The organism is Candidatus Hydrogenedentota bacterium (assembly GCA_019695095.1).
Taxonomy (GTDB): Bacteria; Hydrogenedentota; Hydrogenedentia; order Hydrogenedentales; family SLHB01; genus JAIBAQ01.
This window is the reverse complement of record JAIBAQ010000019.1, coordinates 1-23,333: the sequence shown is the minus strand read 5'-3', so window position 1 is coordinate 23,333 and position 23,333 is coordinate 1. Positions and strand designations below refer to the sequence as shown.

The 23,333-nt window shown below is 57.4% G+C and carries 21 protein-coding genes; 4 read left to right on the top strand and 17 right to left on the bottom strand.

Features of this window, described 5'->3' with window-relative positions:
• Positions 1 to 388 precede the first annotated feature (388 nt).
• The 11 genes from K1Y02_05375 to pdxB form a co-directional block, all read right to left on the bottom strand.
• Positions 389 to 1,378 (bottom strand): SDR family oxidoreductase, encoded by a 990-nt coding sequence (locus K1Y02_05375; GenBank protein ID MBX7255770.1) that lies wholly within the window; start codon positions 1,376 to 1,378, stop codon positions 389 to 391.
• 35 nt (positions 1,379 to 1,413) lie between these two features.
• A complete protein-coding gene (gene dxs / locus K1Y02_05370; protein ID MBX7255769.1) occupies positions 1,414 to 3,339 on the bottom strand; it encodes a 1-deoxy-D-xylulose-5-phosphate synthase in 1,926 nt (641 codons plus the stop codon).
• A gap of 308 nt (positions 3,340 to 3,647) precedes the next feature.
• On the bottom strand, positions 3,648 to 4,628 hold the full coding sequence (locus K1Y02_05365) for a D-glycerate dehydrogenase (protein MBX7255768.1): 981 nt from the start codon (positions 4,626 to 4,628) through the stop codon (positions 3,648 to 3,650).
• A 13-nt stretch (positions 4,629 to 4,641) separates the two neighbouring features.
• The gene (locus tag K1Y02_05360; GenBank protein MBX7255767.1) at positions 4,642 to 5,562 is read right to left on the bottom strand and encodes a sugar phosphate isomerase/epimerase; all 921 of its coding nucleotides are present in this window, start codon (positions 5,560 to 5,562) and stop codon (positions 4,642 to 4,644) included.
• A 133-nt stretch (positions 5,563 to 5,695) separates the two neighbouring features.
• Positions 5,696 to 7,144 (bottom strand): decarboxylating NADP(+)-dependent phosphogluconate dehydrogenase, encoded by a 1,449-nt coding sequence (gnd, locus tag K1Y02_05355; protein ID MBX7255766.1) that lies wholly within the window; start codon positions 7,142 to 7,144, stop codon positions 5,696 to 5,698.
• A gap of 15 nt (positions 7,145 to 7,159) precedes the next feature.
• Positions 7,160 to 7,363 (bottom strand): type II toxin-antitoxin system HicA family toxin, encoded by a 204-nt coding sequence (locus K1Y02_05350; GenBank protein ID MBX7255765.1) that lies wholly within the window; start codon positions 7,361 to 7,363, stop codon positions 7,160 to 7,162.
• A 20-nt stretch (positions 7,364 to 7,383) separates the two neighbouring features.
• Positions 7,384 to 7,584: a type II toxin-antitoxin system HicB family antitoxin gene (locus K1Y02_05345; GenBank protein ID MBX7255764.1), complete on the bottom strand. Its 201-nt coding sequence runs from the start codon at positions 7,582 to 7,584 to the stop codon at positions 7,384 to 7,386.
• Between the two features lie 57 nt (positions 7,585 to 7,641).
• A complete protein-coding gene (locus K1Y02_05340) occupies positions 7,642 to 8,934 on the bottom strand; it encodes a diphosphate--fructose-6-phosphate 1-phosphotransferase (GenBank protein ID MBX7255763.1) in 1,293 nt (430 codons plus the stop codon).
• A gap of 141 nt (positions 8,935 to 9,075) precedes the next feature.
• Complete coding sequence (locus tag K1Y02_05335) at positions 9,076 to 10,353, bottom strand: lactate racemase domain-containing protein (protein MBX7255762.1); 1,278 nt, start codon at positions 10,351 to 10,353, stop codon at positions 9,076 to 9,078.
• Positions 10,354 to 10,390: 37 nt separating this feature from the next.
• Positions 10,391 to 10,759 (bottom strand): VOC family protein, encoded by a 369-nt coding sequence (locus K1Y02_05330; GenBank protein ID MBX7255761.1) that lies wholly within the window; start codon positions 10,757 to 10,759, stop codon positions 10,391 to 10,393.
• Between the two features lie 47 nt (positions 10,760 to 10,806).
• Complete coding sequence (gene pdxB, locus K1Y02_05325; protein MBX7255760.1) at positions 10,807 to 11,949, bottom strand: 4-phosphoerythronate dehydrogenase PdxB; 1,143 nt, start codon at positions 11,947 to 11,949, stop codon at positions 10,807 to 10,809.
• Between the two features lie 159 nt (positions 11,950 to 12,108).
• Between pdxB and K1Y02_05320 the strand changes: the two genes are divergently transcribed.
• Positions 12,109 to 12,285: a hypothetical protein gene (locus tag K1Y02_05320; protein MBX7255759.1), complete on the top strand. Its 177-nt coding sequence runs from the start codon at positions 12,109 to 12,111 to the stop codon at positions 12,283 to 12,285.
• A gap of 10 nt (positions 12,286 to 12,295) precedes the next feature.
• On the opposite strand, the gene K1Y02_05315 is transcribed toward K1Y02_05320, so the two are convergent.
• Positions 12,296 to 12,880, bottom strand: a complete 585-nt coding sequence (locus tag K1Y02_05315) for a hypothetical protein (GenBank protein MBX7255758.1) — start codon at positions 12,878 to 12,880, stop codon at positions 12,296 to 12,298.
• A 236-nt stretch (positions 12,881 to 13,116) separates the two neighbouring features.
• Between K1Y02_05315 and K1Y02_05310 the strand changes: the two genes are divergently transcribed.
• Complete coding sequence (locus K1Y02_05310; GenBank protein MBX7255757.1) at positions 13,117 to 13,260, top strand: hypothetical protein; 144 nt, start codon at positions 13,117 to 13,119, stop codon at positions 13,258 to 13,260.
• Between the two features lie 125 nt (positions 13,261 to 13,385).
• Here the strand turns inward: K1Y02_05310 and K1Y02_05305 are convergent, their stop codons facing one another.
• The 3 genes from K1Y02_05305 to K1Y02_05295 all read right to left on the bottom strand — a co-directional run bounded on the left by K1Y02_05305 (position 13,386) and on the right by K1Y02_05295 (position 16,866).
• Positions 13,386 to 14,792, bottom strand: a complete 1,407-nt coding sequence (locus K1Y02_05305) for a hypothetical protein (protein MBX7255756.1) — start codon at positions 14,790 to 14,792, stop codon at positions 13,386 to 13,388.
• Between the two features lie 199 nt (positions 14,793 to 14,991).
• Positions 14,992 to 15,882, bottom strand: coding sequence for an HAD family hydrolase (locus K1Y02_05300; GenBank protein ID MBX7255755.1), 891 nt, complete (start codon positions 15,880 to 15,882; stop codon positions 14,992 to 14,994).
• A 78-nt stretch (positions 15,883 to 15,960) separates the two neighbouring features.
• Entirely contained in the window at positions 15,961 to 16,866 is a 906-nt protein-coding gene (locus K1Y02_05295) for an SDR family oxidoreductase (GenBank protein MBX7255754.1), read from the bottom strand.
• Between the two features lie 293 nt (positions 16,867 to 17,159).
• Between K1Y02_05295 and K1Y02_05290 the strand changes: the two genes are divergently transcribed.
• Positions 17,160 to 19,352, top strand: coding sequence for a trypsin-like peptidase domain-containing protein (locus K1Y02_05290; GenBank protein ID MBX7255753.1), 2,193 nt, complete (start codon positions 17,160 to 17,162; stop codon positions 19,350 to 19,352).
• 167 nt (positions 19,353 to 19,519) lie between these two features.
• Here K1Y02_05290 and mgtE read toward each other — a convergent pair whose 3' ends face one another.
• Positions 19,520 to 20,887: a magnesium transporter gene (gene mgtE, locus K1Y02_05285; protein MBX7255752.1), complete on the bottom strand. Its 1,368-nt coding sequence runs from the start codon at positions 20,885 to 20,887 to the stop codon at positions 19,520 to 19,522.
• Positions 20,888 to 21,102: 215 nt separating this feature from the next.
• Here mgtE and K1Y02_05280 point away from each other — a divergent pair, with 215 nt between their 5' ends.
• On the top strand, positions 21,103 to 22,638 hold the full coding sequence (locus tag K1Y02_05280; protein ID MBX7255751.1) for a long-chain fatty acid--CoA ligase: 1,536 nt from the start codon (positions 21,103 to 21,105) through the stop codon (positions 22,636 to 22,638).
• A 288-nt stretch (positions 22,639 to 22,926) separates the two neighbouring features.
• On the opposite strand, the gene K1Y02_05275 is transcribed toward K1Y02_05280, so the two are convergent.
• Positions 22,927 to 23,333, bottom strand: a 407-nt coding sequence (locus K1Y02_05275) for a hypothetical protein (GenBank protein MBX7255750.1), incomplete at its 5' end; no start/stop codon positions are given.

The following is a 23,333-nucleotide window of genomic DNA, read 5'->3' as shown; positions in this document are numbered from 1 at the left end:
TTGAAATCTCAGATTTGAGATTTGAAATCCCGGATACAGAGAGTCGAAGGTTTCGTTTCGTCAGGGTAAAACCGGAACGGCTAAAGGTTGTGTGCCTTACAGGGGCATGCCACTTTGGTACCTAATCGATTTGAAGCCTTGTCCTTCACTGTAGCTCGTGATGAACAGTTCATTCACGACAACTTCTGGAACCGGAGTCCATTTGTCATTCCGAGCGCAGCGAGGAATCTGGTAAAAAGAACTATGCCGTTTTTAGGCCAGATCCCTCGTCCGCATTACGCGGACTCGGGATGACAGTCTGGCCGGCAAGCACAACGCAGATTCAGGGATGCGCCGTGAGGCACAGGATGGCACTCCACCTGTCATTAAGATCCTACTTAGCTGAGGCTCAGCGGGTCTTTCTTCTCGCGTAACCGTTCTTTTCGAACCAGGCGTAGGTGTCGCGGATTGTTTCATTGATGGGGCGGGGTGAATAACCGAGTTCGCGGGTGGCTTTCGCGTGGGAAATCTGTTGGTGGTTCCAGAGGGCGTGCAATGAGGCACGGGTGAACTTGGGCGGCTTGCCGGTAATACGCGACGCAAACGCGGCGAAGGGTACGCCCATGTAGGCCATCCACATCGGAAGCGACAAGCGGGGCATTTTGAGTCCGGTCTCGGCTTCGACAATCCGGGCCAATTGGGGAAACGGGAGATGGTGGCCGGTGAGCAGGTACTTCTCCCCCACTCCGCCCTTTTCGGCGGCGGCCATCGCTCCGGCGCAGATATCGCGCACGTCGACCCAGTCGAAACCGCCTTTGACCAGCGCGGGCATGCGGCCCTCGTACAGATCAAGCAGGGCGCTGCCAAGCGCCGATGGTTTGAAGTCGTAGGGTCCGATAACGGCAGTCGGATTCACGATGACCGCGTTGAGACCACGTTTCACGGCTTCTTGAATGGCGCGTTCACCGGCGGCCTTCGAACGATCGTAGACGAAGATGTTCGAGTCGTCGGTTAGCGGGCGCGTTTCATCGACAACGCCGTCACGCGGAAATTCGGAGAAGGCGTGGATAGAACTGAAATGGACGAGACGCGGTATGCGGTGTCGCATACACGCTTCGGCGACGTTCTTGGGGCCTTCGACGTTGATGCGCTGCACGGAGCCGTCGCGGTCGGGCACAAGCGTAATACGGGCGGCCAGATGATAGACACAGTCAGCCCCCGCAATGAGGTTGTCCAGAGAGGGCACATCAAGCACGTCGCCTTCGACGCGTTCGACGTCGAGGCCTTCGATGGCGCGGACATCCTTTCGGACGAGGACGCGGACCTTTTCACCACGTTCAAGCAAGGCCCGAACCAGATTAGCGCCGATGTGGCCTGACGCCCCTGTGACGGCAATCATGATTTCGTGTCCGCGGTGTGACTCTTCACGTGGCGTTACCTGACCGGCTGTGCTTCGCGTTGCGTGACAAACTCACGGACGCTGGCGGTAATCCCATGCACATCGAGGCCAATGTCGGCCAATTGCTCCTCGCGCGTGGCGTGATCGATGAACGCGTCGGGGAAACCAACGCGGCGAACGCGAACTTCGTCGAGACAGCCCTTGTGTTCAAAGTACTCGAGCACAGCAGCGCCGAATCCGCCGGGAAGGGTGTTCTCTTCGACGGTAATCAAGGGCATGCCTTTGAAGCGATCGAGCAAATCGGTATCGAGTGGCTTAACGTGGCGCGGGTCGGCCACGCCGATGGAAAGACCTTCGGCTTGCAGGGCCTGAGCGGCGTCGAGACAAGCGCCAAGGATCGGTCCGACTCCGAGGATCATGGCATCGGTGCCTTCGCGCAGCACTTCGCCCCGGGTAATATCGCGACCTTCGACAGGCCCGAGTGTCGGCGCTTTTCCGCGCGCGTAACGAATAGCCACGGCGCGGTCCTGCTTCAACGACCACAGGAGCATGGCGCGAAGATCCACGTCATCACGCGGGACGAGGATGTCCAGATTCGGAACTAGACGCAAGAAGGATATGTCGAACGCTCCCTGCTGCGTGGGGCTGTCTTCACCGACGGCTCCCGCGCGGTCGATGGCGAACACGACGGGCAGATTCTGGAGACACACGTCGTGTATGAGCTGGTCGTACCCGCGCTGGAGGAATGTGGAGTAAATGGCGCAGACCGGCTTAAGGCCTTGCGTCGCCAACCCGGCCGAGAACGTCACCGCGTGTTGTTCGCAGATGCCGACGTCGAACATGCGGGAAGGGAATTCCTTCTCGAACTTACTGAGACCAGTGCCAGTGGGCATGGCAGCGGTGATACCGACAACGCGGGAGTCTTCGCGGGCGGCTTCGATCAGCGCGTCGGCGAACACGTCCGTGAAGGTTGGGACAGATGCCGATGCGGGCTGGAATCGGCCCGTTTTGATATCGAAGGCACGAACGCCGTGGTACGTGAGGGGGTCATCCTCGGCGTAGCTGTAGCCTTTGCCCTTCTTCGTGACCACGTGGAAAAACACGGGGCCGTGAGAGTTGCGGAGATTGCTGAGACACTCGACCAGCACGTCAAGGTCGTGGCCGTCGACAGGCCCGAGGTAACGGAACCCGAGTTCCTCGAAGAGCGTGCCCGGCATGAGAAAGCCTTTGACGGAGTGCTCAAGCCGTTCGGCGGCGCGGGTCAAGCTCTGGCCGAGCATGCGCTCCATGAAGGTATGGAGGTCGCCGCGCGCTCGTGTGTAGAGGCCGTGCGTGATGAGGCGATTGAAGTACGCCGAAAGCGCCGTAACATTCTTGGAAATCGACATGTCGTTGTCGTTGAGGATAACGAGCAGGTCAGAACCCAGGTGGCCGGCGTGGCCGAGCGCTTCAAAGGCCATTCCGGCGGTCATGGCGCCGTCGCCGATGATGGCAATCGCCCGTTCGGACTGGCCCAATTGTTTGCGGGCAACGGACATGCCGAGCGCCGCGGAAATTGAGGTGGAACTGTGGCCAACCCCAAAGGTGTCATAGGGACTTTCGCAGCGTTTCGGATACCCGCTCAAACCGCCTTTGCGCCGGATGGTGCCAATCTGTTCACGGCGGCCGGTAACCAATTTGTGGGCGTAGCATTGGTGGCCGACGTCCCAGACCAGCATATCTTCTTCGGTGTCAAACACGTAGTGGACGGCGAGGGTCAACTCGACAACGCCAAGGTGCGGGGCCAAGTGACCACCGTATGCGGCCGCCGTTGCAATGATGGTGCGCCGGATCTCCTCCGCGAGAGTCTTCAACTCGTCAATGGAGAGCCGCTTAAGGTCTGCGGGCGAGTTAATGGTATCCAGGATCGGGGTGCCGGGGTTTTCCTGCGGCGTCGCCGACTCGTCATGATTGGAAGTCATTAATTCCTATCCTCTGGGCTTATCCATACATACGGAGACCACTTTGGTTCCCCGGATGCGTGTTTCTGGTGGCCCCTGCAAGCCGAACCAGCCAAATGACAATACGTTACAGCTAGGAACAGCCTCTTAGCCTAAAAAGGCAGCTTGTTCCCAAGACGTTGGCTAAGAGTATACCAAAGTCGGGGTTAGGATGCATTTTTGTGTGCGGGCGACGAAGCGGTGCAAGCGTTCGGGATGGGCGATGACCACCGATCCGTTCCCGCGCACGCGCCAGACAATTCATCAAACAGGTTAGCCGGATTCCCTTTTCAGAGCACTTCGGGGTTCACGCAGTTCGGCGGCCGTTCTCCTCGCAGGCGAGCGACGATGTTCGTGGCCGCGATGAAGGCCATTTTGCCGCGCGTCTCAAGAGTTGCGCTCCCGAGGTGGGGGATGATCACGGCATTCTCGCACTCGAATAACCCTGGGTGGACCGAAGGTTCGTTTTCGTACACGTCCAGACCGGCGCCCGCGATGTCGCCGGCCTTCAAAGCTGCGGCAAGTGCTGCCTCATCGACGACAGGACCCCGCGACGTATTGATCAGATACGCGGATTTCTTCATGGCTTTGAACTCGGCCTGGCCGAACGCATGGGTTGTCTCCGGCATCAGCGGGCAGTGAATGCTCACGAAATCCGATTCTGCCAGGAGGGTGTCCTTGTCGACGGCACGTGCGTGGTACTCGTGGTCGATTTCGGGGTCAACTGTATCGCGAGACGTGTAAAGGACATTCATGTCGAATGCGCGCGCACGGCGGGCAACGGCCTTGCCAATACGTCCGAACCCGAAAATGCCCAGCGTCTTGCCAAACACATCGGAACCCATAAGCTGCATCGGCCCCCAGCCCGGCCATTGCTGCGCGCGCACGATGCGTTCGCCTTCACCGATACGCCGTGCCACCGCGAGTATAAGCGCCCATGTCAGATCCGCCGTAGTCTCGGTCAACACGCCGGGCGTGTTGGTGACGGGGATGCGCCGTTGCGTGGCGGCGGCTACTTCGATGTTGTTATACCCGACAGCGAAATTGGCGATGATTTGCAGTTGCGGGCCTGCCGCGTCCATGACTTCCGCATCCACTCGCTCCGTGAGAATAGGGAGGATGGCGTCCGCTCCCTTCACGCCTGCCAGAAACTCATCGCGCCCGATAATACGGTCGTGCGGAAACACGTCGACACTGTCGCGGCCGAACGCATCGTACAACAGGTTAAGTCCCGCGTCGGGAATTTGGCGGGAGACAAAAATTCGCGGCATCGTCAGGCCTCCATTATTGGCGCGCGCGCAATCTGCGCCACGCAGCCTCCAGTGTGCGTTTGCATCCGGCGAGCACGGCTTCGGGGTTTTCTTCGGGCATCGGCTTCACTTCGAAACTGACCACCCGCGGCTTCTCCTTCGAAAGGTATCCAACTTCCACGAGGCATTTAAGGTACTCGGCCAACTCATGTACGTCGTTTCGAGTGCCTGGCATGCCGAAGCGCGGATGCATATCTCCATATGCGGGATGGTGCGGGTAATCCATCGCGCAGTTACCGATGTGCGCATGCACAAGGTGTTCGCGCGCCATGCGAATGGCATGCTTCGGAGACTCTTCCTGCAGGGGTAAATGACTGAGATCAAGCATGATTCCGAAGTTGGAGTAGTGCTTCCGAACCGCCTCAGAGACCGCCACGGCGTCCTTGGTGGGCCCGATGAGGCAGTTCTTACCGAAGGGCACTTGATCGAAGGTTTCCAGCGTGACGCTCATTGCTTTGGTCTTCGCGTATTCGCAGAGTTCCATGAGCGATTCGGTCAGGCGCGACATGGCAGCGGATTTGTCGTCGGTCACTTTGCCACTCAAAACGGCAACGGTCTTTGAGCCCACCTCGAACGCCTCGTCGATGGCATTCATGACGGCCTCAATGGCCCGCGCGCGTTCGCCGTTATCGGGGTGATTCAGGTCGAGTCCCCCTCCGAGCAGTATAGGCTGGGCTCCAAAGCAGATCTCTATGCGCGATTGTTCCGCGAGCGCCCGGATTTCTTTCCGGTGGGCCTCGCTCTTCGTATGCGAGATCTCAATCACGTCGAAAAAGGGATCGAACGCGATGGCCGAGATCGTTTTGACGATGGGCCCTACGCCGCCTGCGCATTGAGGAAAGGCCATGAAATGAACGATACCGACCCGCATGTAATCGTGAAGTGAATCCAACATGCCGTGCTCACCTTCTTGTTTGCGTGCAACCCCCGGGGAAATTGCTGAAGGAGCCGAAACCGCAGAGGGCGGAGTCCTTCCGGCCGCCTGGCCAGCAAGGTCTCCGCCCCTTATATACCGTGCTTAGGTATGCTTACACAACATAAGTCGATGCGGACGTCGCGCCGCCGCGGCCGGTCCAGTTCGTGTGGAAGAATTCGCCGCGCGGCTTATCGACGCGCTCGTAGGTGTGCGCGCCGAAGTAATCGCGTTGCGCTTGGAGCAGATTTGCGGGCAACGATTCGCAACGGTAACCGTCAAAATACGCCAACGCACTGCTTAGCGCAGGCGCCGGGATGCCCAGGCTGACGGCCGTGCCGATGACGCGACGCCACGAAGCTTGCGCTTTGCTGACTGCATCCGCGAAGAATGGATCGAGCAGCAGATTCACCAAGCCTGGATTCTTGTCAAAGGCTTCCTTGATTTTTCCGAGGAATGCCGAGCGGATGATGCACCCGCCTCGCCACATCAGGGCGATGCCGCCGAAGTTGAGGTTCCAGCCGTATTCCTTGGCCGCCGCGCGCATGAGTTGATAGCCCTGCGCATAGCTTACAATCTTCGAGGCGTACAGTGCTTGGCGAAGGTCGTCTACAAATGCCTTCTTGTCTAATTGCACCTTCTCGGTCACACCCTTGAGCACCTTGGACGCCGCCACGCGTTCGTCCTTGATTGCGGACAAGCAACGCGCGAACACGGCCTCGGAGATTAGCGTGAGCGGTTGACCCTGGTTGAGCGCCTCGATAACCGTCCACTTGCCGGTGCCCTTCTGACCGGCCGTGTCGAGGATAAGGTCGACTGTATGCTTGCCGTCTTCCGTATAGCCAAGAATGTCTCGCGTAATCTCGATGAGGTACGAGTCCAGTTCGCCCTTGTTCCACTCCGCGAATGCCGCGTGCATTTCTTCGTTGGAAAGGCCAACGGCTTCCTTCATGAGCTGATACGTCTCGCAGATCATCTGCATGTCACCGTATTCGATGCCGTTGTGCACCATTTTCACGAAGTGGCCCGCGCCGCCTTCGCCGACCCAGTCGCAGCACGGCTCACCCTTGTCGGTCTTCGCGGAGACGGCCTGGAATATGGGCTTCACGTGTTCCCACGCGGCGGGGGAGCCGCCCGGCATGATCGAGGGCCCCTTCAACGCGCCCTCTTCACCGCCGGAGACGCCCGTGCCGATGTAAAGCAAGCCTTTGCTCTCGACGTGCTTCACGCGGCGAATTGTATCGGGGAAGTGCGAGTTGCCTCCGTCGATAATGATGTCGCCCGGCTCCAGGTGAGGGATGATCTGCTCGATGAAGTCGTCTACAGCTTGACCGGCTTTGACCAGCATCATGACTTTGCGCGGCCGCTTCAGGTTTGCGCACAGTTCCTTTACGCTGTGGCAACCCACGAAGTTCTTGCCTTTGCCACGCCCATTGACGAAATCGTCGACCTTGGAGGTCGTGCGATTGAACACCGCTACCGTGAACCCCTTGCTCTCCATGTTGAGCACCAGGTTCTCGCCCATCACTGCCAGGCCAATCAGGCCGATATCTGCTTGCGACACGAATCTACTCCTTTCCTAATCCCGCCATTCCTTTTCCGGAATCGACGCATTTGTAAGTATGTTTAGCAGGGTCCCTATGGGAAGAGTGCGTCCCCGGTGTTCAGGAACAATCACCTGCAAACGCGATTTGAGATGGCGCCACTTTCGGTGACTGCCTACCTGAGAGACAAGCACAAATCCATGGGTTTTTAATAGTATCTCCACGTCTCGCGCCGTCATTTGCCGCACGCGCGGCGACACTAGACAGCCACTTCACGCACAATTGCTTGCGGCGGTAAATCCACAGGGTCAGGCGTGAGATAGAGGGCAATCGCTTCGCGTATGCCATCAAGTGCCTCGTGTTCCGTAGTACCTGCGGATGTACACCCGGGCAATTCGGGACACCATGCAGCATAGTCTCCCGTTTCCTTGTCATACTCAACAATCACACGCCAATTCATGCACCGATCCTCCTCAGGAATGATACCATTCAGGACGGTCTCTACGCAGTTTGTTCCCTACTTTCGCAGTCCCTGCAGCGTATACGCCGGCAACTTTTTCTCTGCGAAGATGGGCTTGAACTGTGTGAACCGCTGTTTGCCGTTGATAACCGGTACGCTGGCCCAGTCCTCGCCCACCAGCGGCTTCGCGTAGCGTACGAAATCGTCTGTCACGTCGATTCCGTTCGAAGCGATCCATTCTTTCGGGAAGGTCCGCTCCGAATTCGCGACCTTTTCCAGCGGCACTTTGTCGAAGGTCACGTTGTAGATCGTGCCCGGTGTGCGCAGAATCGTCGCCATCCAGCCATTCTCGCCCGACTGCGCGATGAGCGCCGCCTGCTGCCCCACCTTGTACGCTTCGTCCAAGTCCACGATAGACGCATAGACCGCCGTCATGCGCTGGTCCGTGCCGGAAACCTGTCCGCGTGCCGCGCCAGGCACTGGGAGTCCCTTTGCATTTAGCATTGCCACGACCTGCGCCTGCACGCTCATCTTCGCCGAACCGTAGTTCTTGTGCCCGAAGCTGTCGCGCGCTTCGCCGCCTTCCATGCCGACCTCAAATCCTTCGCTGACGACCACGATGCAGCGGCCATCCTTCTTTAGCTGGTCGTTGATAAAGTCGCACATCGCCTCCGCAGTCACGCCCGATTCGGCCAAGTAGATCTGCAGCGGCAATTCGCGCTTTGGGTCGGCCAGGCGCGCCGCGGCGGGGATATAGCCAATCTTGCGGCCCATCGCCTGCAACACCAGTACCGGATCGGCGGGGCACGACCCACCGTTTTCTTCGTTGGCATTCTGCACGACGCTCATCCAATACCGCGCCACGCTGCCATACCCCGGCGTGTGGTCGATCAACTTGAACTCCGAATCGCCGACGTCGTTATCGATAGTCTTCGGCACGCCGACGGCCACCAAGTCCAGTCCGCGCTCATTTGCGATAACGCTGACCTTGTGCGCCGTGTCCATCGAATCATTGCCGCCCGTATAGAAGAAGTAGCCGACGTTGTGCGCCTTCATCACGTCAACAACGCGCTCGAAGTCTTCGGTCTGATTCTTCTTGAGCTTGTACCGGCATGTGCCAATCGAACCCGCCGCCGGCGTGTATCGCAACAGGGCGATTTCTTCGTCGGTCTGCGCGGATAGGTTCAGCAACTCTTCCTTCAGTACGCCCTCAATGCCATGCCAACCCGCATAGACCGTCCCAAACGTTTCCGGAAACATCTTGCAGGTTTCGATGACCCCGCGCAGCGAACTGTTGATTACCGGGCTTGGCCCTCCCGACTGGGCGACAATCACATTCTTAGGCATCATAACCCCCTTGGCTGTGCACAACTCCGCGGACTGGGAGCGCGGTGTGTGATGACATGAATAGGGCGTAATTATAGCGCGATGCTGAGTCCGGTGACAAAATCGCCGCCCCGTTCTCTCACGCCCCCGGCTGCTGTTTTCTCGCTACCTCAACACCTTTTTCGGAGCTGGATTCCCCTCTTTCAGCCGATAAAGCACCTCGCCGGCGTTTTCCACCAGCAGGTAGCCTTCGTCTTCGCGATTGCGCCATTCCTCGGGGTTGATGCTCGCGATGTCGCGGTAGCCAAGGTTGATGGACAGGCATTCTTCCTTGGGAATGGATGTTGCCAACGTCACCTGGACGCGACACTTTTCCACGCCATCTTCAAACACGCCGATTCCGCGCACGTGCGTGGAGTGGGCGAGAATGCCTCCGGGGATGTCTTTGAACTTCTCCATCTGCGCGAGAAAGTAGTCGCGCGTGTGGTAGCCGATGCGCTTGATGTAGTGCCCGTGCGTCACACTTACTTCATGGATGTGCGCGCCATAGATGATGAGCTCGCCGCCGTCCGCGACCACGGGCTCCAACTTGTACATGCACTTGCCCGCCACCCAGATTTCGTCGTACATGGGCGGGGCCATCGCAAGCACGCTCTTGAAGGGCTTGTCCTTGTAGACGATGTGCGTCTGCGACGAAAGATCCGCAGCCGCGCTCCACGCTTCCTGCGGCGACCCAAAGAAGATCCCCTTCGTCTGCTTGCCCATCACGTTCAAGCAGAAGCACCGCTTTTCGACGGGGATCATCGCGGCAGCGGTATCCACCACGCGACGCACCGGTGTCATCTTGGTCCCGTTAATGACGGGATTCGAGATCAGCGCACCCAACCAATGAAACACATTAAGTATCTCTTCGCCCGCGACTCCGGGGAAGAAGTACTTGTTGCCACCGCTGAAGCCCACGACCTCATGCGGGAACACCGGTCCCACGATGCACACGAGGTCGTAATCCAGGACGCGCCGATTCACCGTAACGTCCACGGATTCGTGCATCATGCCATCGGAGATATCGGCGAGTACTTGTGAAGTAATTGTGCCGATCTTTGCGAGGGCCGCCGGATTCTTCCATTCGTGGTTGAAGATTCCGACAGACTTGAAGGCGCCATGCCGTTCCGCGTCAGAGATTCCGAAGAACGCGTGAATCGCATCGTCCGGCATCGGCGGGTGCGTGCCCAGCGCGATCAGGTAGTCCAACTTCGCCACGCGCTTGCCCAGCGTATCGAACAGCGCCCGGAACACGGTCGGCATTGGCATGCTTCGCGTCGAGTCCGGCACGATGAATAAAAGGCGCTTGCCGTCCACGTTCTCATGCTCAAATGCTTCGGCCACGAAGGACCGCAATTCGTCATTGGTTAAGTAGCCAGTCTCCGATACACGTTGCTTCATGGATTCCCTCGACTATCGCGGTGTCGGCTGGGAGCGATTACTCGGCCGACGGGTTAGTTTCAAAAATACAGAACAGATTGCCTTCTGTGTCCGTGCAATAGGCCAGATATCCGACACCCGGAATGGCCTTCTTCGGCGTGGATACCGTTCCTCCGTTGCTTAGCACGCGCTCCAGATACAGATCTACCGATTCGACATCGATAGAGTTGATTGTTCGGGGCAGACCATCTTGTCTGCGAATCAAGCCACCGTCGATACCGGGTTCGCCGTCCGGGCCCGTTGTCAGTATCCAATAGTCTTCGGGTCCATCCACCTGATACGCGCCCCATCCGAACACATGATGATAGAAGGCTGCCGCGCGGGCGGTGTCCTGCACGCCCATTTCAAAATGCACTACTCGCGGCATCCCGTATTCTCCCTGTGGTTCTGGTAATTGCGCCTAAGGGACCCGGCTTAAAGCGTGAACCCTATGCCCGCGAGCGCCTGTTCCAGTGCCGGATTGGAGGGCGTCACAACGGCCTTCGTATTGAAGAATTCGCGTCGTCGCGGATATTCCTTGCGCAGGCGATCGAAGTGCGGGCCGCGCTCCTCGGCAGGCATCTTGATTATAGCCCGAAGCGCCTCGTCATCGCGAAGAATGTCATACACGCAGCGCACGACTCGCCGCAGTTCCGCTTGAGCGTTCTCGACGGATCCATCTACCTCCACGACCGGCGTCTCCGGCGCGGGCAACAGGAGGGAGGGGTCCCAATTCGGATTCACTCCAAGATAGGCACATGCGGCTTCGTAGACTTGCCGTGTGCCATTCACCTTTCCATCAAACGAATATCCCGCGATGTGCGGCGTTCCCAAAGCGAGATTGGCAAACAAGTCGAGGTCGATGTTGGGCTCGCCCTCCCACACATCCAATGCGCTAGCGCCCACTCGGCCATCTTCCAGCGCCGCCTGCAGCGCCTTGCCGTCAATGACGGAACCACGCGACGTGTTGATTATGAGTGTACCGGTCCTGATTTTGCGGAGAAACGCATCATCGACGAGATGATAGGTCGCATCTGGTCCTGTTTTCGTTAACGGCACATGAAACGTGATGATGTTGCAGTCGAATATCTCGTCCAGCGGTCGAAACGTCGCGTCTCCCGTTTTCCTGGCAAGCGGCGGGTCATTGACCACGCATTGCATGCCCAGGGCACGCGCTCTTCGAGCAACCTTCGAGCCCACGTTGCCATGCCCGACGATCCCCAGTTTGCGGTCCGTCAGCTTGAAACCGCGGACTTCAGCGAGGTGCAGTAAAGTCGCGACGATGTAATCCGCCACGCTGTTTGCGTTGCATCCCGGCGCGCTGGAAAAGGCAATGCCCTTTTTATGCAAGTACTCTTTGTCAACATGGTCTTCGCCGATGGTGGCCGTCGCGACGAAACGCACCTTGGTGCCTTCGAGTAGATCGGCGTTCACCTTGGTAATTGAACGCACCAACAACAACTCGGCGTCCTTCAGATCGTCTTTGCTGATGCCCCGTCCAGGCCTGAGTACGACGTCGCCAAGCGTCTCGAAGGCTTCCTTGCCATACGGAATGTTCTCATCAACTACAATTCGCATGAATTCTCCACGTGCGGTTGATTTTCCCCAAATTCGTGCCAAGTGCGGGCAGCGAAGGCCCCAATTTTGGCAGATACGCGCACGCAATGTACACTCCGCAAACGTGCTAAAATGGGAGCGCTGCAACGCGCCCGGTGCGAGGTGGGGGAGGATTGCGACATGGCTCAACCCGGATGCGCTACGTGCAAGATTCGCGCTCGCTATGACAGAAACCCGAAATCTCTCCTCGGTCGCCTCTGGAAATGGCATACCGGCTGGTGCCCCGGCTGGAAAAAGTACCTCGGTTCTCTGCCCGAAAGTGAACGCGACGACTTGCTTAAGCGCTTAAGCGCCTGACACCGCGCCGCTACTGTTGCGATGGTTTGGCGTCGTCTGGCGGGGACGGTACCCGGTGCAACGTGAATGCCTCAGCGAATGCATCCGGATCGTCCACCCATTTACGGACAAATCGCTTCAACCGATCCGGTTTGGCGGTCAAGATTGTCTTGTCGTCGATGATCTCATGACGTACCCACAACCGCCCTTTCTCGGAGCGGTCGCCGGTCCAATCTCCGCTCATGCGCTTCACGGCTAAAGTGTCTTTGTTCAAGTCAATCGACCAGAACTCATGCATCTGTTGCAGCCACATCGCTGAGTCACCCTTAGGCTCTTCCGGCAGGAGATCAAGAAACAGTCTCCCTTTCACCTCGACCATCCCGACAGCGAACCTAATCTCGTTATCCTTTTCATGCAGTGTCATGGTGTACATTTTGCTGCTGTCTTGGGAGAATTCCATGTACTCAAGGCCCGCATCATCTCCGGCCCAACGTCCGACCAGTTCGGGTTTGAATACTAGCTCTTCCGTTGAATTGTAGAGCGGCTGCAACGAAACGACGGGACAGCCTGCAGCGGCAATGAGTACGCAGACGCTAAACAGGATTCGCTTCGCCATGACTACGCTCCCTTCGCCTTGTTCGGACGGACACGGCCCAGAGCACTGTCTTTTCACCATGCAACAGTGTTGCAAGAGTAAACTATGGGCGTTGAGCAACGAGTGAGCAGTCACACAATCCCCGCAAATGAGCGTGAGGAGACTCCGACGCATATTCCGAACGCCCGCGGTCTCGCGCTAGATAGTATCCCGTAGCCGGAGCGCCGGTTCCCTGACTACCGCATCTTTTTGCGCCAATGGCGGTTTCCTGCAACCAGGTTCCCGGCGGCACCAACACCCTCTACATGGACGGCCACGTCTCATTCATCAAATACAAACAAAACAACGACTACCCCGTCAATGCCCTCTTTGGCAACCTGATGCAGGCGTTGTACGGCTAATCCGCGTTCTTTGGCGAAGGAAGACAGAAAGGGCGGAGATCCGGTAGGATCTCCGCCGTGTTTCGTTGGTGTGGAGATGTCTGCTGCTGCTCTATTCAGTAGTATCCAGACTTCCCAAAACGTTCTCAGTTCTTTCGACTTTTTGATTGGGGTATCCAGTCGTAGAGCGGCAAGACGTTCCCATTCTTCAGTGCCAGACCGTGCGGATTGCCAATACCTCCAACTTCTGTCTCTGTGGCGAATACAGCAAGTCTCGCGATGGACGTTGCTTCGATCGGCACGACTTCTCCCTCGTCAGATTTCGCGTTACCGTTTCGGTCTTGCCAAGTCCCCAATCCGTGCATTTCGTCGCCTTCGAGCCAACCGTCATTGTTGTCGTCGAGCGCTCGCAACGCATCGAATCCGTCCCGCCAGAACATCCACCACGTGGCTGTGCCGATAAGTCTTCTGCCTGAATCGATTTGCCCCGTATTCTTCGGGTCCCAGACAAGCAACAGGGTGTCGGGTTTTACCCACGGCCATTCCACGTCACCGCCAAATCCGTCCAGGTCAAACGAAACGTGTGCACGCGAATCGATGAGATCAGGGAGGCAGGACACGCGCGAAAGCGAGAAGACTATAGGCGTCACGCTGCGAGAGAAAGCACCCATCTCGCCCATTTCGTCTCCAAGTTTCTTCACGAGCTGCTTCTCTTCCGCGGTCAGTTTTCCTCTGGATTCAAGTATCGTTCGAATCCCTTTTGCCGATTCTATCGCGGTTTGACTGTAGGATTTGTACTTCAGGCTGTCTGTGCGAGCGGGCTTGTAGGCGCTCTTGTATGCCTCGATGGCCCGGTCTTCCCATCCGCGCCGAAGAACGGCCCGTAACCGATCTTTACTGACTTCCGTCGGAGCATTTTCATATGCCCGCTGCAACAACAGAAGGCCACTCGATGCGTGCGCGAACAATGCTTCTTTAGCATGTTCGGCCATTCCCTCATCCGGAGACTGAATCTCGCTTATCAGCCGCAGTATCTCACGCTGATCGCTCACACTGACATCTACCTCAATTGGGCACGCCACGTCCCCGGCAAACTGCGCACCCTCTTCGTACATCCACCCCAATCCTAGCCAAAGCCCTGCAACATACCACGTGTCACTTGAAGACGAAATGTGCGTGATCCCTTTTCGGAACCACCGCAAAGCTTGGACCAGGCAGTCCTTTCGTTGGGACAACTGACTTGCAGGGCCGTCGGCGAAGGTTTTACGTTCCCCCTGATAAGGGTCCATGAACATCGTAGGCTCTTCGTCGGGCCGTTCGTTGTTCCAGATCCCAAACTCCTGCTGTGCTAGAGCAAAACCGAGGCTGTACGCTCTGGCCACCCAGTAGTACCCTCTGATGTCGTCCGGGTGTTCACTGACGTACTGCTGGTAGTTCTTCACCAATCGCTCCAGCGGTACCGTCTCGTCTGGTTCTATGAATGTTGAGAATGCTTGAATGATAAGCACAAGCGTGATTGCAGACACTCGTAAACTCAGACGAAGTAGAGACATGTTTCACCTCCCGAGTGTGAAACGCCATGTGAATGACTGAGGTCCCCCAACACGATTACGGCCTGGAACACGAACGCGCCGCATCCGCAACTCCCCACAATGTTACGAGACTATGGTCATTTCTCTCATAACCTCAGACACCTTGGAGTCGTCTTTGTTCGAGCAGACTTGAAAGCTCAATTGCGTTAACCCAGGACTCCTACTTCTTCCAGGGAGGCGTATCCGGGAGGAACTTGTCGAATTCCTTGATGAGCGATTCTTCGTATGCGCCCGCGTAGGTGCCGTTGAAGAACTTGTCGAGGCCTTCCTCGAACAACCGCTTCCAGGAGGTTTCTTCCTCGCCGGGGTTGATCGGGAAGAAGAGCGCCCCGTTGCCGCGCGCGGCCTTCATGTCGCCGGGCGCGTCGCCGATCATGAGCATCTTCGTCTTTTCGTAGCGGCCTTCCGACGAGAACCGGATGTGTTCGGTCTTCGTGCCCATTTCCTGGCCGGCGATGGCGAACACGTATTTCGAGATCCCCTGTTCTTCCCATTCGCGCTGCAGCGCTTCGGTGGGCGTCTGCGAACACACGAGCATGTCCGCGCGTGACTGCGCCTTTTCGAGGCATTCGCGCACGAACGGGAAGGGGGGAAGTCCCTCCTTTACGATATCCGCGACCGTCACGTTGACGGCTTTGCTCCATTCGAAGGTCCGCTGCATATCGGGCTCGTTGTGCGTCTCGCAATACGCTTTCAACGTGGGATTGCCGAGCTTCGTCTCCGTTTCGATCCACTTGCGCAGATTCGGCACGTCCGGCGCCTTCCAGCCGCGCTGTTGCACCTTGTCCCACTGCGACAACAAGTCGAATGTCACCGTCAATGCCGGAAACCGGTTGATCCCGCGCCATTTCGAGTACAGGTTGACGAATTCCGCCGCGGCGCGCGCAAACTTCGAAATCGGTTGCAAATCCCAATACTTGATGATGTTCGGAATGAAGCATTCCTTGTGCTTCACTTCCATCGTGTCGAAGGCGCAACCGTCCGAGTCGATGGCGATCAGAAACTCGTGCGACGGCTTGTGGTTTTTCAGAGCGGCAACCGGATCGGACATGATGCTATCTCCCCAAAATACGCCCGCAACGAACAGCGGACGCTACAGATTCCATTCACGCTTCGAAGACAATGCACATTACACACCGGAGAACGCGGAGAACCCGCCGTCGATCGGCAGCACGATACCGTTCACGAAACGCGACGCGTCAGACGCCAGCCAGATGGTCGCGCCCACGAGGTCTTCGCTGACTCCGAAATCGCCCATCGGCGTGTGTTGGATGATAAGGTTGCCGCGCTCGGTCAACTCGCCGGTGCGCTCGTCGGTCAGGAGGTAACGGTTCTGTGCCGTCAGAAAGAAACCCGGCGCGAGCGCGTTGACGCGCAGCTTCGTGCTGTGTTCCTTCGCCAGATGCACGGCGAGCCACTGCGTGAAGTTGCTCACCGCGGCCTTCGCCGCGCTGTATCCGAGGATGCGCGTCAACGGACGCATCGACGACATCGACGACACGTTGATGATTGAGCCACCGTCCGGATTGTCCTTCATTTTCCTGCAGAACACCTGGCACGGACGCACCACGCCCGACGTGAAGTTCAGTTCCATTACCTTGCGGATGGCATCCAACGGCACGTCGAAGAACGACATCTCGGGCGACGTGGTCGCCTCTTTCATGTTTCCGCCAACGCAGTTGACGAGGATATCGACCTTGCCGAACTCCGCGTAGACCTGGTCACAGAACGCCTCGGTGGCGCCATCCGCCATGACGTTCAATTCGTAGCCCTTCGCGCGTCCGCCCATGGCCGTAATCTGACTCGCGACTTGTTCCGCGTTGCTCAACGAGATGTCGGTGACGGCGCATTGCGCCCCCGCGCGGGCAAGTCCGCACGTGATTGCGCTGCCAAGCACGCCGCCGCCCCCGGAGACCACGGCAACTTTGCCGGTCAAGTCGAAAGTGGTGTTACCTTCAGACAAAATAGACTCCTTTCCCCCGGTGAACTCAGGTATGAACCCACGACAAACGTTGATGCCAGACACAGCGGGCATCCGTCATGCGCATTCCTTGAGGGTCGCGCTCAGCCGCGATATATCGAGGTCTCGTAGATTAGCAGACGTTGACATTTGATTCAATTCGTCGAAGCTGGCTCGTGGGCAACCTCGTGTGCTCAAAGGGGTTATCGCGACTGCGCCCAAGCGCTGTGCTGCTCGGCAGACTAAGCGCTTCTGTCTCGCGCGGCGCGTGCGATGTGTGTTTTCGCCGACTGGATGGTATAAATAGACGGTCCTGTCCAAATTCTATTTGTGTATCGCGAGAACTCACAAGAGAGGCTCTGTCCCGAATGCAGACTCCACGCCGAAGTGTCCTTCCCCTCTTTGGACTGGTCGCTCTATTGTTCGTGTCCTCGATTGCCATTTTGCCGGCATCTTCCGACGAAACCTGCGCCACATGTGGCGACGAACCGCGATTCCCGGCGGAGTCGGCATTCCTGGAAACGCTGGGGTATCCGTCCTCGCAGTACACCGTCTTGTTGTCCTGGAGCGAGAAGGCTCGTGATGGCAGTGAGAAGTACGTTACCGGATACCGTGTGAAGCAGAGCGGCGAGGAGCCGTTTGACATCTACAGCGACGGCGCAACACGTCTCTTGGATGATTCTGAATTGAAGGCGCTGGGAATTTCGCCGAAACGATGGGATCTTCCTCCTGTTGAGCAAGCGGCGTCTCTTCCCGCCGACCTGAAAAAAGCCCTTCCCCCAAAGCCCGATGTGCAGACGCGGACACGCGGGCTCCAAGAGAGCGCGGGAATTGTGCTGCCCGACGTGGACATTAACAAAGCGTTACAGGAAGACGCCGAGCGTGCCGCAACGCAAGGAAAAGGCCCAAGGCGCATTGGTGTATTCGTGGATTTGGATGAGCCCCTCCGTATTACGGACGGAACCCCCTCCGAAGGCTTTTGGCAGACTCTCGGAGACGGCGGACGCGTATGGTCTGCCGTCCTCGTTTCACCGGGGGCGCTCGGCATGCGAATCCATTTTACGCAACTGACATTGCCGCTTGGCGCGCGCGTGGTTGTGTACAACTACGACAATCCCGATGAATCCTACGGACCCTACACCGAACTTCCGCAAGGTCGCTCAGAATTGTGGAGCGCGACCTGTTTTTCAGAGACCGTTGGTATTGAATGCTACGTTCCCAGCGGCGCGGACACCGGCCAGGTTGAATTGACCATTGACCGCATCGTGCACAACTACGTCCCCTTCGGAGAACTCTCGTGGGCGAAAGCCGCGGGCACGTGCAATCTCGACGTGACGTGCTACAGCGATTGGCTGGCCACTTCCAAATCCGTTGGTGGAATCGGAAGCGTTGGCGTCACGGGGTCACTTTTCTGCACGGGCACCTTGCTTGCAGACAATGTCGAGGGTTCCGACATTCCCTATTTCCTGACGGCCAATCACTGTATCTCCACGTCCGGGCAAGCTGCGAGCGTCGAAATTTACTGGCTCTATCAGACACCCTCGTGCAACGGTACGGCGCCCAGCCCCGCGAGCGTCCCGCGTACTACGGGAGGCGCGGCTTTGCTTGCCACCACCAACGTCGACTCCGGCACAGATTTCTGTTTGCTGCGCCTGAACAATCCTGCGTCTTCCGGCACGACCTTTGCCGGCTGGAATTCGTCAGCGACGCCACTTGGCGCGAACACAACCGCCATCCATCATCCGAGCGGCGACTACAAGCGCATTTCGTTTGGCACCGTTACAGATGTTGCGGAATCCTCTCGTTCGTCGCGTCCAGCGAACCGATACTATCAATCCAGTTGGAGCAATGGCGTGACTGAACCCGGATCGTCGGGCAGCCCGCTATTCAACGACAGCGAGCAGGTGATAGGTCAGTTGTGGGGAGGGCCCTCCTCGTGCAGCCCATCCTCGACGAAGCTGGATTACTATGGGCGATTCGATGTCAGTTTCCCGCTTATGACGTCCTATCTGCTGGCTGTGCAGCCTAGTGTGTCGTTTGTATCGGCGACGGTGTCTGTGGATGAAGACCAAGGCACCGCGACCATCAATGTGCAATTGAACCAAGCGCCCGGTGATTTGGGCTCTGCTTCAGTATCGTTTGCCACGCAAGACGGCACCGCAAGAGCAGGATCGGACTACGTAGCCAATTCCGGTGTCGTAAACTTCGGCGCCGCCGATACGCTTAAGACGATCACCGTCAACTTGATCGGAAACACGCGTCCAACAGGAAGCCGAAACTTCAAGGTTTTGCTCAGCAACCCCGTTACGTGTCAGTTGGCGGGTTCCTATGCGCCCGCGACCGTAAAGCTCACGGACAACGATCCTGACGCCGACAACGACGGCCTCTCGGATTACGAAGAGACTAACGGAACTTACGGTTACATCACCAATCCGAATAGTCCCGATAGCGATGGCGACGGGGTGTATGACGGCGTCGAAATCTCGTTGGGCACGAGCCCCACGAACGGCTCAGATACGCCTGCGGTGAAGACGATTTCGGTTCCCATGTTTCAGGATTGAAGTGTCGAAGGAGTGACTACTTCCAGAATTTGAAATCTCGAATCTGAGATTTGAAATTGAAGGAACTGACTCTTTAGGGATTAGACTTTACCGTACTGCGCCAATGCTGTTTGGCACCACCTGAATTGCCTCACCTGCATACCCTTTGCGCAGGCGCATTTCTCTCCCTACAGCTTCCCAAAACTCAACGCAAGCGCCGCCAGGCTCAGGCTCAAGAAGAACCCGCACATGTCTGTCACGGTCGTCAGGATGGGCGCCGCAGCCAACGCCGGATCCATACGCAATCGGTTCAACACCAGTGGAATCGCTCCGCCAAGCGTCACGCCCACGACGGTATTGACAGCCAATGCCGTTCCGACTACGAGTCCGAGATACGGGTCGCCTTTCCATAGGTATGCCATCGTCCCCAGTACGCCGCCCAGCACGATTCCGTTCGGCAGGCCGACCAGAATCTCCTGGACACATACCCGCATAAAATCCCGTGGCTTGATCAGACCCAATGACAATTCCCGGATACTCACCGCAATTGCCTGGCTGCCTGAACAACCGCTCATGTCCGAGATAATCGGCAGAAACGCCGCGAGAGCGATGACCTGCGCCAACGTGCTCTCGAACAACACAATCACACTCGCCGCGATGACGTTCAGGAAGATATTGATCGTCAGAAACGACAACCGTCGAAACGCACGCGACGGTAACGACATGCTGCGTAGCTCCTCACCCCCGACGATACCGCTGAATCGCAGGAACGCGCGCTGTGCCGCCTCGCCTTGAGCCTCTTCCACATCCGCCCGTTGTACCACGCCGGCCATCGCACCGTTCGCATCCACTACCGGGACTCCAAAGTAGGCATGCCGGTCAAAGAACTCCTCGAGTTCCCTTAACGACGCCTCGACAGGGACGCTCAATGGATTGGGAATCGCAATGGTCTTCAAGGGGGTTGTACCCGGCGAGAGCACCAAATCTCGAAGCTGAATGACCCCCACCAATTTCTCGTCGCTCGCGGTCACATACACATACTGAACGGCATAATCCGAATACGTTTCGGCATTGGCCCGCAAATCGGCCAACACGTCCTGCACCCGCAGTTCCTCGCTATACGCCAGGTACTCCGTGATCATGAGACCACCCGCCGTGTTGTGAGCATGGCGGAGCAGGTCCCGCGCGTCTTCAGCCTCTTCCGGAGACATCTGCTGAAGGATGGCCTCGGCGTCGTGCTGGTCCAACTCGCTCAACACGTCCGCGCGGATGTCGCTGTCCATCTCGTCGACAATTTTCGCGGCGTCGTGGGCAGAGAGATCTTCCAGCAAATCCGCGCCCTGAGACTCTGGCAACTCCTCGATCAGGTCGGCCGCATCTTCCGGCGCGAGCATGCGCAACACGCTCGTCTGATCGTCATCGTCAAGCCGCGACATCGCCCGCGCGACTTCCGACGGCGGAAGCGAATCCAGGAACTGCGTGAGTTCTTCCGAATCCTTGCGTTCAATGATGAACTCAAGCTGCTCCCAAGACTCGTGATCGGGGTATTCTGCCATTGGACAATGCTCCTGACGCGGAAATGACTGCTCGTGAAACCGGATGCGGCGGCGGACCGGCGTATGTGCCTTGCATGAACGTGCGCGAGTGTATCAGAGGGTGTCAGGCAATGGCCATTCTTTTGTTCTTCACGCTAGACTCTCTCGGTACTCGTCACTATAATGCCTGTATGGCTTAGTTCTGATTGGTGGCAAGCAATCCGGGAGTTTCGATTATGAGTCTCAACCTCGCGCATTTCCTGGAAATTTCTGCACAATCCTATGCAAACAACACCGCCGTCGTCTACGACGGTCTGCGGCTCACGTATGCCGAATTGAACGGTTACGCCAAGCGTGTCGCCAACATTCTTGTCGACCGGGGCGTGCAGAAGGGCGACAAGGTCGCCATGATGATTCCCAACACGCCCTACTTTCCCATCATCTATTACGGCATTCTCAACGTTGGCGCCACCGTGGTTCCCATCAATTGCTTGCTGAAGGCGCACGAAATTCAATATTGCCTGGAAGATTCCGATGCAAAGGTCTTCTTCGCATGGCGAGGGTTTCACGACGATGCTGTCCATGCCTTCATCGAAACGGACACGTGCCATCATCTGATCTTTGCAAGCACGATGGATGACCTTGAACCGCCGGATACGGGCGAGCTCTTCATTACTTTACTTATGGAAGCGTTCCACGAATTCGACCACGTGGACACGATGCCCGACGATACGGCCGTCATCCTCTACACTTCCGGCACCACCGGCCATCCCAAGGGCGCTGAACTGACGCATTTCAACATGTTTTTTAACGCCTACTATTCGAAGGACAAGATTATTCAGGCCAAGCCCAACGACGTGGCGTTGGCCGTTCTTCCGCTGTTCCACTCGTTTGGGCAGACCTGCATCATGAACGCTTCGCTCATGGCGGGCGCCTGCATTACCATGGTTCCTGCATTCCACACCGAGAAGGTGCTTGAAGTCATTCAGCGCGATCGCGTCACCATCATGGCGATGGTACCCACGATGTATTTCTTCATGCTCAATGCCCCGAACCTCGCATCCTTCGATCTTTCCAGCGTGCGAATGGCCGTCAGTGGAGCTTCCTCGCTTCCCGTTGAAATCATTAACCGGTTCAAGCAGACCTTCGGCGTACAGATCCTGGAAGGCTATGGCCTTTCCGAAACCAGCCCGGTCGCCTCCTTCAATGTCACCGACAAGCCCTGTAAGCCCGGCTCCATCGGCCTCCCGATCTGGGGTTGCGAGATGCGCATCATGCGAGACGATGGCAGCTTTGCGGATGTCGGCGAAGTGGGAGAGATTGTTATTCGCGGTCACAACGTGATGAAAGGCTACTACAAGAAACCTGTGGCCACGGAAGAGGCCATACTGAGCGGCTGGTTTCACAGCGGCGACCTCGGACGTGTCGACGAAGATGGCTACTTCTACATCGTGGACCGTCTCAAGGATTTGATCATTCGGGGTGGTATGAACATCTATCCGCGCGAAATCGAAGAGACCCTCTATTCGCACCCCGCCGTTCTCGAAGCTTCAGTAGTAGGCATCCCCGATGAAGCGCGCGGTGAGGAAGTCAAGGCCTACATTTCACTGCGTGACGGTTGTACGGTCACGCCCGACGAGATTCGCAATTATTGTCTGGAGCGGCTCGCGAAATACAAATGCCCGAAAGAGGTGGAAATCCTGACCACCCTGCCCAAAGGCCCGACTGGAAAGATCCTCAAACGCGAACTCCGCAGCTTCGCCCCGAGATGAAGGCGGGTGTAGAGGCATTGCTGCGAAGATAGATGGCGCTGGACATTTTGCACCGAACAGTACTTTGCATTCGGCACCGATGGTGCCGGTCCTGAAAGCCTAGGGCAAAGTTTGAGGGTGTACGTTGCGGGCAAGCAATGTACACTCTCGAACGCCGCCCTAGGTAGCCAGTCTCTAGCGTCGGTCGCGCTGAAAGCGTCAAACAGAATCATTCGCGGCCCTCGACGATTTCCGGCAATCCCGGTTTGTGCGCGTCGCAACACCGCATGTCCTCAGTGTTCCCCAGTTTCACGTAGGTAGTTGCAGGAGGGCGTAAAATGCATTCTCGAGAGGGCAATAGTAGATTTGCAGGAAGTAATTTCCGATTCGAGCCAGGTTCATGACCCGGTCTTTGCGTGTGTTTGCCTTCAGTTGGCGGTCTATTTTTAGTTTTTCGGCAATCGCGCCAAAGGCGGCTAACAGTACGTATGCCAACGCGATGACCGCGAAGTGGCGGTCGTGTCGTTGAGGTTGTGTCAGCCGTACGTGGTCTAGTCCAAGTCCCCAGTCCCGATTCTTGAGGTCCCGGAACATCGCCCTGAATACCGCTTCGGTCTCCAATTGCTCATTTCTCAGAAAGCGCCAAACCCGCTTGATACAATGCTTGGCGGATATTTCCCCCGACATGGCCCGTCCCAGAGCCAGCACCCCGATTC

Excerpts from the sequence above, each read along its gene's own strand:
- K1Y02_05375 (MBX7255770.1), bottom strand. The coding sequence starts at position 1,378 with ATGATTGCCGTCACAGGGGCGTCAGGCCACATCGGCGCTAATCTGGTT.
- dxs (MBX7255769.1), bottom strand. The coding sequence starts at position 3,339 with ATGACTTCCAATCATGACGAGTCGGCGACGCCGCAGGAAAACCCCGGC.
- K1Y02_05365 (MBX7255768.1), bottom strand. The coding sequence starts at position 4,628 with ATGCCGCGAATTTTTGTCTCCCGCCAAATTCCCGACGCGGGACTTAAC.
- K1Y02_05360 (MBX7255767.1), bottom strand. The coding sequence starts at position 5,562 with ATGTTGGATTCACTTCACGATTACATGCGGGTCGGTATCGTTCATTTC.
- K1Y02_05350 (MBX7255765.1), bottom strand. The coding sequence starts at position 7,363 with ATGACGGCGCGAGACGTGGAGATACTATTAAAAACCCATGGATTTGTG.
- K1Y02_05345 (MBX7255764.1), bottom strand. The coding sequence starts at position 7,584 with ATGAATTGGCGTGTGATTGTTGAGTATGACAAGGAAACGGGAGACTAT.
- K1Y02_05340 (MBX7255763.1), bottom strand. The coding sequence starts at position 8,934 with ATGATGCCTAAGAATGTGATTGTCGCCCAGTCGGGAGGGCCAAGCCCG.
- K1Y02_05335 (MBX7255762.1), bottom strand. The coding sequence starts at position 10,353 with ATGAAGCAACGTGTATCGGAGACTGGCTACTTAACCAATGACGAATTG.
- K1Y02_05330 (MBX7255761.1), bottom strand. The coding sequence starts at position 10,759 with ATGCCGCGAGTAGTGCATTTTGAAATGGGCGTGCAGGACACCGCCCGC.
- pdxB (MBX7255760.1), bottom strand. The coding sequence starts at position 11,949 with ATGCGAATTGTAGTTGATGAGAACATTCCGTATGGCAAGGAAGCCTTC.
- K1Y02_05320 (MBX7255759.1), top strand. The coding sequence starts at position 12,109 with ATGGCTCAACCCGGATGCGCTACGTGCAAGATTCGCGCTCGCTATGAC.
- K1Y02_05315 (MBX7255758.1), bottom strand. The coding sequence starts at position 12,880 with ATGGCGAAGCGAATCCTGTTTAGCGTCTGCGTACTCATTGCCGCTGCA.
- K1Y02_05310 (MBX7255757.1), top strand. The coding sequence starts at position 13,117 with ATGGCGGTTTCCTGCAACCAGGTTCCCGGCGGCACCAACACCCTCTAC.
- K1Y02_05305 (MBX7255756.1), bottom strand. The coding sequence starts at position 14,792 with ATGTCTCTACTTCGTCTGAGTTTACGAGTGTCTGCAATCACGCTTGTG.
- K1Y02_05300 (MBX7255755.1), bottom strand. The coding sequence starts at position 15,882 with ATGTCCGATCCGGTTGCCGCTCTGAAAAACCACAAGCCGTCGCACGAG.
- K1Y02_05295 (MBX7255754.1), bottom strand. The coding sequence starts at position 16,866 with ATGCCCGCTGTGTCTGGCATCAACGTTTGTCGTGGGTTCATACCTGAG.
- K1Y02_05290 (MBX7255753.1), top strand. The coding sequence starts at position 17,160 with ATGCAGACTCCACGCCGAAGTGTCCTTCCCCTCTTTGGACTGGTCGCT.
- mgtE (MBX7255752.1), bottom strand. The coding sequence starts at position 20,887 with ATGGCAGAATACCCCGATCACGAGTCTTGGGAGCAGCTTGAGTTCATC.
- K1Y02_05280 (MBX7255751.1), top strand. The coding sequence starts at position 21,103 with ATGAGTCTCAACCTCGCGCATTTCCTGGAAATTTCTGCACAATCCTAT.